Origin of the sequence: Mycobacterium sp., assembly GCF_035623875.1 — a bacterium.
GTDB lineage: Bacteria > Actinomycetota > Actinomycetes > Mycobacteriales > Mycobacteriaceae > Mycobacterium.
Genome location: NZ_DASPSP010000329.1, coordinates 1 through 9424, shown reverse-complemented (window position 1 = coordinate 9424; position 9424 = coordinate 1). Strand labels below are relative to the sequence as shown.

12 protein-coding genes are annotated in these 9424 nt (G+C 63.5%); 11 read left to right on the top strand and 1 reads right to left on the bottom strand.

What is annotated here, in order from left to right; translation table 11 throughout:
- From VEI45_RS26170 to VEI45_RS26120, 11 genes are all read left to right on the top strand, one after another.
- The coding region (locus VEI45_RS26170) for an amidohydrolase family protein (RefSeq protein ID WP_324857715.1) at positions 1 to 664 on the top strand (664 nt) is incomplete at its 5' end.
- On the top strand, positions 570 to 1646 hold the full coding sequence (locus tag VEI45_RS26165; RefSeq protein WP_324857713.1) for an extradiol ring-cleavage dioxygenase: 1077 nt from the start codon (positions 570 to 572) through the stop codon (positions 1644 to 1646). The genes VEI45_RS26170 and VEI45_RS26165, both read left to right, overlap by 95 nt.
- A complete protein-coding gene (locus VEI45_RS26160; protein ID WP_324857711.1) occupies positions 1643 to 2482 on the top strand; it encodes an alpha/beta hydrolase in 840 nt (279 codons plus the stop codon). Before VEI45_RS26165 ends, VEI45_RS26160 begins: the two co-directional genes overlap by 4 nt.
- Positions 2479 to 3789: an aromatic ring-hydroxylating dioxygenase subunit alpha gene (locus VEI45_RS26155; protein ID WP_324857710.1), complete on the top strand. Its 1311-nt coding sequence runs from the start codon at positions 2479 to 2481 to the stop codon at positions 3787 to 3789. The genes VEI45_RS26160 and VEI45_RS26155 overlap by 4 nt, the downstream gene beginning before the upstream one ends.
- Positions 3786 to 4286 (top strand): aromatic-ring-hydroxylating dioxygenase subunit beta, encoded by a 501-nt coding sequence (locus VEI45_RS26150; RefSeq protein ID WP_324857708.1) that lies wholly within the window; start codon positions 3786 to 3788, stop codon positions 4284 to 4286. Before VEI45_RS26155 ends, VEI45_RS26150 begins: the two co-directional genes overlap by 4 nt.
- Complete coding sequence (locus VEI45_RS26145; protein ID WP_324857706.1) at positions 4283 to 5050, top strand: SDR family NAD(P)-dependent oxidoreductase; 768 nt, start codon at positions 4283 to 4285, stop codon at positions 5048 to 5050. Before VEI45_RS26150 ends, VEI45_RS26145 begins: the two co-directional genes overlap by 4 nt.
- A 34-nt stretch (positions 5051 to 5084) precedes the next feature.
- Positions 5085 to 5882, top strand: coding sequence for a 2-keto-4-pentenoate hydratase (locus tag VEI45_RS26140; RefSeq protein ID WP_324857704.1), 798 nt, complete (start codon positions 5085 to 5087; stop codon positions 5880 to 5882).
- Positions 5879 to 6820: an acetaldehyde dehydrogenase (acetylating) gene (locus VEI45_RS26135; RefSeq protein WP_324857702.1), complete on the top strand. Its 942-nt coding sequence runs from the start codon at positions 5879 to 5881 to the stop codon at positions 6818 to 6820. Before VEI45_RS26140 ends, VEI45_RS26135 begins: the two co-directional genes overlap by 4 nt.
- On the top strand, positions 6817 to 7881 hold the full coding sequence (dmpG, locus tag VEI45_RS26130; RefSeq protein ID WP_324857700.1) for a 4-hydroxy-2-oxovalerate aldolase: 1065 nt from the start codon (positions 6817 to 6819) through the stop codon (positions 7879 to 7881). Before VEI45_RS26135 ends, dmpG begins: the two co-directional genes overlap by 4 nt.
- A gap of 150 nt (positions 7882 to 8031) precedes the next feature.
- Positions 8032 to 8178 (top strand): hypothetical protein, encoded by a 147-nt coding sequence (locus tag VEI45_RS26125; RefSeq protein WP_324857698.1) that lies wholly within the window; start codon positions 8032 to 8034, stop codon positions 8176 to 8178.
- The gene (locus VEI45_RS26120; protein ID WP_324857696.1) at positions 8175 to 8489 is read left to right on the top strand and encodes a DUF3237 domain-containing protein; all 315 of its coding nucleotides are present in this window, start codon (positions 8175 to 8177) and stop codon (positions 8487 to 8489) included. The genes VEI45_RS26125 and VEI45_RS26120 overlap by 4 nt, the downstream gene beginning before the upstream one ends.
- A gap of 43 nt (positions 8490 to 8532) precedes the next feature.
- Here the strand turns inward: VEI45_RS26120 and VEI45_RS26115 are convergent.
- The coding region (locus VEI45_RS26115; RefSeq protein WP_324857694.1) for an adenylate/guanylate cyclase domain-containing protein at positions 8533 to 9424 on the bottom strand (892 nt) is incomplete at its 5' end.

Genomic DNA, 9424 nt, shown 5'->3' with positions numbered 1-9424 from the left:
GCGCCACCAGGGGTTTCTCGGTGTCGAGATCGGCACGCGGGTTGGGGATACCGAGCTTGCCGACCCCAACCTCGACCGCTTCTTTGCTGTCGCGCATGAACTCGGCGCTTTGGTCCTGGTACATCCCAGCGACCAGGATCTACCGCCCCGGGTCACCGCACTCGGATTGGGGTTTGGCGCCGGGATGCCGATCGAGACGGCACTGGCAGCGGCGACGTTGATCACGAGCGGAGCACTCGCGCGTCGGCCGGAAGTGCGAATCTGCCTGGCGCACGGTGGCGGCGCGCTGCCGGCGTTGATCGGACGACTCGACAAAGGAGCGACGATCACCGGCGTCTCCGCCGACTCACCCGACCTACCGAGTCGGCTGGCCCGACGACTGTGGTGCGACTGCCTCACCTATAACCGCGAAGCGCTGAACGCAGCGGTCCGGGTATTCGGCAACGACCACGTTGTCTTCGGATCCGACTACCCGTTTTCGGCGATGCCGCAGCCGCTTGACGACATCGTCACCACCCTGCCCGCTGACTTGCGTCGCAGGATCTGCCGCACCAATTTGGAGGAGCATTATGGCGCACTTCCTGGGTCTGGGCATGACCCACTATCCGCTGCTGGCCGGCACCGACGAGCATATGGCGGACCTGTTGCGATGGACCTTAACTGACCCCGACATTCCCGCCGAGGCGAAGGACCCCGCCACCTGGTCTGCGTCGATGCGCGCCGAATGGGGCAGCGACGGCGGCGTCGGCTCTGCCGCACATCACCGAAAGCTATTGGTGGAGAACCTTGCTCGCTGCCGCGAAGCCCTTGACGAGTTCGCTCCTGACGTCGTCGTGGTATGGGGAGACGACCAGTACGAGAACTTTCGCGAAGAAGTCATCCCCCCGTTCTGCGTGCTCGCCTACGGCGATGTCGACGTCAACCCCTTCGAGCTGATGACGCACCGCGGCAGCCCGAATGCGTGGGGTCTGCCCGACGAGACGACGATCACCCTGCACGGCGCCGCGAACGAGGCCCGCCGACTTGCAGACGAGCTCATAAGCCAAGGATTCGACATCGCCTACTCCTACCGGAAACGCAGCGAAGCACCTTTTCCGCACGCGATCGTCAACACCCAGCTGTTTCTGGACTACCCCAACGCCGGATCGCACTTCGACTACCGGCTGATCCCCATCACGGTCAATTGCTACGGACAGCACGCGATCGCGCGCCGGGGGGGCCTGGCGCGCTTCGCCGCCATCGCCGAGGAACAGCTCGACCCGTCCGGGCCGACACCTGCCCGCTGCTTCGCACTGGGCCGCGCAGTCGCTAACGCGTTCCGCGACACGGACTTACGAGTCGCTTTGGTGGCATCGTCGAGCTGGTCGCATGCATTTTTGACGGATAAAACCTGGCACATCACACCTGACACCGACGCCGATCGCCGGCTATATCAACTGTTCGTCGACCGGGACTACCAGACGTGGCAAGCCACCCCCAGCCGCGACATCGTCGATTCCGGTCAGCACGAGATGCTGAACTGGTTTTGCCTGACCGGAGCGGTCGAGGAACTCGACTTGGACCTGGAATGGTCCGAACTCGTCACCACAGATGTCTTCAACTCCAACAAGTGTTTTGCCGTATTCAAGGAAGGATCCACGGTATGACGACGTCGACTGCGCCAGCGACCGCCTTAGAGCCACGTACCATCGATGCCCGAGGCATCCAGACCAGCTATGTCGAAGCCGGTGAGGGCGAACCCGTCATTATGCTGCACGGGTCCGGCCCCGGGGTCTCGGCGCTGGCCAACTGGCAGCACACCATACCGACGCTGGCGCAACGTTTCCGCGTGCTCGCCCCGGACATCATCGGTTTCGGCACCACCGGCCGGCCCGAAGATATCGTGTACTCGCTTCGCACCTGGACCGATCACATCTGGGCGTTTATGGACGCACACGGCATCGAAAAAGCCAGAGTTGTCGGCAATTCGCTGGGCGGGCGCATCGCCCTGCAAATGGCCACTGACCGACCGGACCGGATCACCAAGATGGTGCTGATGGGCACGCCGGGTGTCGGCATGACACCCACTGAGGGTCTTGCCGCACTGCGCGCCTATGAGCCGTCGCATGATGCGATGCGCGAACTGCTGCGTAACTACTTCGCGGTCAACCCCGCGATGATCACCGACGAGCTCGTCGCGATTCGCTACGAGGCCAGCATCGCCGACGGCGCCTACGAGGCCTATCGCGCGATGTTCTTCGACCCACGGCACGCCGGATCCGAATTGGGCATCAGCGAAAGCGAGGTGCGCGCCATCGCCACGCCGACCCTGCTCATTCATGGCCGCGAGGATCGGGTGGTACCTCTGCAAGTCTCAATCACCATGCTGGGGCTATTGCCCAACGCCGATCTGCATGTGTTCAGCGCATGCGGACATTGGACCCAGATCGAGCGCGCAGATGAGTTCTCCGCGCTGGTCGCTGACTACCTGGCCCGGCCATGAGCACCGGCGTCGAGCCGTGGGTTAGCCCGGCAACCGAGGTGACAGCGCGCATGCCGCTCGTCGTCGATGATCCTGTGGCTCAACGGTTTCGGGTGCATCGCTCGGCGATGACCTCGCCTGAGGTACACCGAGCCGAGGTCGAGCGGATCTTCGGCAAATCGTGGCTTTATGTCGGGCACGAGTCCGAGATCCCCGAGCCGGGTGACTTCGTCCGACGACCGGTCGGCGGACGGCCGATCTTCATGGTTCGCGGAGTGAAAACCGGCAATGTGAACGTGTTTCACAACTCCTGCACGCACCGCGGTGCGTTGGTGTGCCGCCAAGACTCCGGCAATTCCAAAGTTTTTCAGTGCTTCTACCACGCATGGACCTTCGACTCCGAAGGCCAACTCAAGGGCGTGCCGGACCGCGATGCTTACGCCGGAGGAGTGAACTTCGACGAGTTGGGGCTCAAGCGGGTGGCGCGCGTCGAGTCGTACCGGGGCTTTGTCTTTGCCAGCTTCGACCCCGGCATCCAAGACCTGCCGACTTATCTGGCCGGCGCCAAGGACTACATCGATCTTGTCGTCGACGGCTGCGGCGGATCGGTCGAGATGGCTCGTGGCACCAACGAGTACAGCTTTGGGGCCAATTGGAAGCTGCTGGTGGAGAACAGCTTCGATGGCTACCACGCCGAGTCTACGCACGACACCTACTTCAAGTATCTGGTGTCGATCGGGACCGACCTGCGTGGCGGCGTCAGCGGTCAAGCAGTCGACCTCGGCAACGGTCACGCGGTGATCGAATACAGTTCGCCGTGGGGTCGGCCCGTCGCTAAGTGGGAGCCGCTCTTCGGCGAGGAAGCCCGCACCGAAATCGACCGTTTGCGTGCAGATCTGGTTGCCCGCCACGGTGAGCAGCGCGCGCATGCGATGACCGAAGTGAATCGCAACCTGCTGATCTACCCAAACCTGATCATCAACGACATCATGGCGGTGACGGTGCGCACCTTCTACCCGCCGGCGCCTGACGTCGTCGACGTCACCGCGTGGGCACTGGCACCGAGCAACGAGCCCGCTGCCCTGCGTCACCGACGGCTCGACAGCTTCCTGACGTTTCTCGGTCCGGGCGGCTTCGCCACCCCGGATGACATGGAGGCGCTGGAATCCTGCCAGCAGGGCTTTGCCAGCGGCGGTGTCGAGTGGAACGACATCTCCCGCGGCATGGGCCGTGTCCCGGAGGCCAACGATGAAGAACAAATGCGAGTGTTCTGGCGACGCTGGCAGCACCAGATGGGTACCGCGGCGGACCTGGCAGGTGCCCGATGACCGCGATGGCACCGGCGCAGCAGGCGATTTCGAGACAGCAGGTTGAGGAATTCCTCTACGCCGAAGCCGCATTGCTGGACGCGTGGCAACTCGACGACTGGCTGCTGCTCTTCGACGATGACGCCAAGTACGAGGTGCCCTGCAACGACGCTCCAGACGGCGATCCAGCCCATGACCTGCTGCTAATCGACGATAACCATGTGCGGCTGACGGCCAGGGTCGAACGACTCAACAGCCGGCGCGCCCATCGCGAGTACCCGCACTCCCGCACGAACCACCAGGTGTTCAACGTGCGGGTAGACGCGGCGGCCAAGGACATCTCGGTCACGGCGTCATTTACGGTCTGGCGATTCCGGGCTGGACGATCGAGTTGCTACGTCGGCCGGTACCGCTACCGGCTGCGCCGTACCGATGACAGTTTCCGGATTGCCTGCAAGCGTGTCGAACTGGATATGACGGATCTGCGTTCGGTCTCCGATGTGGCCATCATCCTATGAGCCTCGGCTCACTGGCAGGCCGAACAGCGGTCGTCACCGGCGCTGCTTCTGGCATCGGCCTGGGGATCACCGCACGACTGATCGACGATGGTGCAAAGGTTTTCGCCGCTACCCGTGGCAAGGAAGACCTAGAGCGGGTATGCCAGCAGGCACCCATCGCGGGCGGCTTTGCCGGCGATCTCCATCAACCAGGAGTGGCTGACGACCTGACGACTGCGGCGATCAAGACGCTCGGCCACATCGACGTTCTGGTCAACAACGCCGGTGGCGGCGTGATCCGGCCGACCCTCGAACACACCGAAGAGACGCTGCGGGCCACCGTCGACAACAACCTGTGGACGACGATTTACTGCGTGCGAGCGGTGCTACCGCACATGGTTTCCCGCTGCCACGGACGCATCATCAACATCGGTGCCGATTCGGTGCGGACCGGGCTGGTGGACCACGCGATGTACAACGCCGCCAAGGGCGGTGTGCATGCGATGATCACCGGCCTCGCGCGTGAGTTTGCCGCGGCCGGCATCACGGCAAACACTGTGGCACCCTGCTATGTGCGCACACCCGAACTGGCAGCATTGCTCGAATCCGGCCAGGCACCAGCACGTTTAGAGCATGTCGTCGAGCAGGGAACTGCGATCGTCCCGCTTGGACGCCCGGGAGATCCAGCCGAAGTCGCGGCGACAGTCGCTTTTCTCGCTGGCGAGGACAGCAGATTCATCACCGGCCAGACGATCTACGTCAACGGCGGCAGCAGCATGGGCTGAAAGGCCCTCCCCCATTACTGAAGGACACGACCTGATGACCCTCACCACCTCTGGTTTACGCGCGGCCGCGGACCGGCTGATCGCGGCCGCTGCTGCGCCGCAGCAATGCGACCCGGTACGTGACATCCTGGGCGGAACGGATATCGCAGCCGCCTATGCGGTACAGCGCCTACTCACTGAGGATTCACAGCAGCGCGGACGCCGGATCGTCGGTCACAAGATCGGCCTGACATCCCCGGCAGTGCAGCGCCAACTTGGCGTAGACCAGCCTGATTCCGGCGTGCTGTTCGCCGACATGCAGGTGGCGTCGGGGGCGACCGTGACCACCAACATGCTGTTGCAACCCAAGGTCGAGGCCGAGATCGCCTTCATTCTGGCCGAGGACCTTGAGGGCGACCTGTCCGATTCACGAATCAGAGCTGCTGCCGGCATCGCGATGCCGGCCATCGAAATCGTCGATTCGCGGGTGCGCGACTGGTCGATCAGCATTGTCGACACCATCGCCGATAACGGCTCGTCGGCCCTGTTCGTCCTGGGCTCGGAAGTGGCGGCCGCGGCCGACCTCGATTTCGTCTCGCGCACAATGCGACTCACGCAGGACGACGTCGTTGTCTCCAGCGGGCGGGGATCGGACTGTCTGGGCAGCCCGCTCAACGCACTTCGGTGGCTGGCTCGCACCGCCCAAGACAACGGCTCTCCGTTGCGCGCAGGCCACATTGTGCTCTCCGGCGCGTTGGGCCCTATGGTGCCGGTGCGTCCCGGCAGCAGCTACACGGCTGACATCGACGGAATCGGTTCGGTCGAGGTGTCTTTCACGGAGGTTATGCCATGACGCGCACCAAAGTCGCCGTCATCGGTTCGGGCAATATCGGCACCGACCTGATGATCAAGGTGCTACGGCTGTCTCAACACCTCGAGATGGGTGCAATGGTGGGGATAGATCCCGCATCCGACGGGTTGCAACGAGCTCAGTGTCTGGGGGTGCCGACCACCCCGCGCGGCGTGCGCGGCCTCATTGAGATGCCGGAGTTCGACGACATCGCTGTGGTTTTCGACGCGACATCGGCTTCCGCACATCTGGACAACGCCCGGCTACTTGCCCCGCACGGCAAGAAGCTGGTCGACCTCACCCCCGCAGCGATTGGACCATTCGTGGTGCCGACGGTGAACCTGCACGAACACCTCGAGAGCCCGAACGTCAACATGGTGACATGCGGCGGCCAGGCCACCATCCCCGTCGTGGCAGCGGTCGCCGAAACGACGCCGGTGCTCTACGCGGAGATCGTCGCCTCAATCGCGTCCAAGTCCGCCGGACCTGGCACCCGGGCCAATATCGACGAGTTCACCGAGACCACAGCCAAGGCATTGGAGGTCGTCGGCGGCGCCAAGCGGGCGAAAGCCATCATCGTGCTCAACCCCGCCGACCCTCCGCTGATCATGCGCGATACCGTGCATTGCCTGATCGGCGACGTTGATCCCGATGCCGTCGAACAGCGGGTGCTGGCCATGGTCGATGCCGTCGCCACCTATGTGCCCGGCTACCGGCTCAAGCAACGAGTGCAGTTCCGCCGACTTGAAACCGACGACCCTGCGGCCGATTTGGTAGACACTGCACAAGGCCGACCCCGCTGGCAGGTGTCGATCTATCTGGAAGTCGAGGGCGCCGCTCATTACCTGCCCGCGTATGCCGGAAACCTCGACATCATGACATCGGCCGCACTCCGAGTCGGCGAAAGTATCAGCGCGCGAAGGGAAGAACGAGTGTCATGACGCAGCTGTACATCCAGGACGTCACACTGCGCGACGGCATGCACGCCATCCGGCACCGGTTGCCGGTCAACCAATTGCGCCGCATCGCAGCCGCACTCGACGCAGCCGGTGTCGCGGCCATCGAGGTGGCCCACGGCGATGGCCTCGCCGGTTCCAGCCTCACCTACGGACCGGGCAGCTCGACCGACGGGCAATGGATCGCCGCCGCAGCCGAGGTCGTCAACAGAGCGCGGCTGACCACCCTGCTGCTGCCCGGGATCGGCACCATCCACGACCTTGTCGCCGCCCACGACCTCGGAGTCACTTCGGTGCGCATAGCGACCCACGCCACCGAGGCCGACATCGCCGAACAGCACATCGCCAAAGCACGCGATCTGGGTATGGATGTCTCCGGCTTCCTGATGATGTCCCACATGGCGGCGCCGGATCTCCTTGCGCAACAAGCAAAGCTGATGCAGGATGCGGGAGCGCACTGTGTGTATGTGACTGACTCCGGCGGACGCCTCACCATGCGCGATGTGCGAGACCGGGTACGCGCCTACCGCAACTTGCTCGAGCCGGGTACTCAGATTGGCGTTCACGCTCACGAAAACCTGTCATTATCGGTCGCCAACTCGGTAATCGCTGTCGAAGAAGGTGTTTACCGTGTCGACGCGTCGCTGTGCGGTCATGGCGCGGGAGCCGGCAATTGTCCTATCGAAGCGTTCGTTGCCGTCGCCGATATCTATGGCTGGCAGCATGGATGTGATCTGTTCGCCTTACAAGATGCCGCCGAAAACCTAGTCCGCCCATTGCAGGATCGACCGGTCCGTGTCGACCGCGAAACACTGACGCTCGGGTATGCCGGTGTCTACTCGAGCTTTTTGCGACACGCAGAGCGTAGTGCACAGGACTACGGCCTGGACGTGCGCGACATCCTCATCGAGGTCGGCCGACGCGGCCTGGTCGGTGGCCAGGAGGACATGATCGGGGACGTCGCGCTCGATTTACTGGGCGCAGGTCATAACGGTTCGCAGGCTTGCCATTCGGAAAGTTCGATGACGTTCGAACGCGCTCATTAAGAGGTCGCATCGAGGGGAGGCGCAATTCGCCGTACCCCGCGGCCATCCCTCCTAAGAGTCATTGCCATCTTGGTCTGACCATTCTAGATTCAGGGTTGGCGTCTCTTGGCCGGCCCGAGTCCGGATCCCGAGAAACGAGGATTAGCACGCATGAACCCTTACCAGATCGAACACCTCTTCACGTATCGTCTTCAGCTCGCGCCGCCACAGGTCATCGGCCCGGTTCCGGGCGATTTGCGCATCGACTTCCCCATCGTCGGCGTGAGATCACGGGGCCACGTCTGCAAGGCAGTGTGAAGCCAGGCGGGGCTGACTTCGGCACTCTGCGGACCGACGGCGTCTTCATGGTTGACGTTCGGGGCGCACTGGAGAGCCACGACGGCGCGCTGATAGAAATCACCTACACCGGTGTGATGGACCTGGGTCCCGACGGTTACGAAAAGTTCCTTGGGGGCGAGGCGCCTTCCAGCGCTGCCGTGCGCGCAACCCCGTTATTTCGCACGGCGCATCCGGCTTACACGTGGATGAACCGTTTGCAGTGCTTCTCCATCGGTCAAGCCACTCCGGCAACACCGGAAGTGCTGTTCGACGTATACGCGCTCAAATAGGCCGGGGTCTCGGCGACCGCAACGGCATCCAATCCGGCGCTGGCTAAGGAGTGATACGGCCGACGCGGAATAGTTTCACTTCGTCGGGGACGCCTTTGAGGTGTCGTGCGCCCGCCGGCGTCCACTCCAAACCCGCGGCGTTGCCGACGGCGTCACGCGCGGAGTCGGCAACCATAACGGTTCCTGGACGCGCTTCGGCAGTGACCCGACTGGCCACGTTTACCGGACTGCCAAACCAATCCCCGGCACGGCTGACCGCGAGTCCAGACGCAACACCAATTCGCAACGGGGGCAGGTCGTTTTCCGCTGCTTCATCGATCAAGTCAAGGACTGCGTGCAGCAGCGGCACTGCATCGAAACTGATGAGCATCACCGCATCGCCGATCGACTTGATGAATCGCACCGGCGATCGCGCGACATTGTGGGCCAGTTCGGCGAATCGGCTGGCAATGCGTTCCAGATCTTCGGGACGAATCGCCTCACCCAGCCTGGTAAATCCGGCGAGGTCGGCAAAGCACACCGTCACAGTGCGGGCACCCGGCAGCGTGCCCGCCGCCCGCTCGGCGGCAGTGACAGCGTCCGTCTCGAAGGAGCGGCGCAGTTCAAGGCGTATCAGGTCCCCCATCACCGCCGCGAGCATCGGGGCGGACCGCAGTGCCAACTGCTCCGCCGCTTGAGCCAACTCGACCTCGCTGGCTCCGGGTCGCAGCAGCGTCTTCAGCGCTGCCTCACGCATGATCTCCGCCACGTGCCCCAGGTTCTCGATGACCACCCGCATCATGGCGACCGTGTCATCGGGATCGAACCCTAGATCGAGAAAGAACTTCGCGCGGGCGGCGGCCTCTCCGTCCGCGTGCAGCAGGACGGCCGCGTCGGGATCGTCGATCTCTAAGCCGATCGCTCGGTGCAGCCGTTGCAGCAGCTCCAGTTCAATC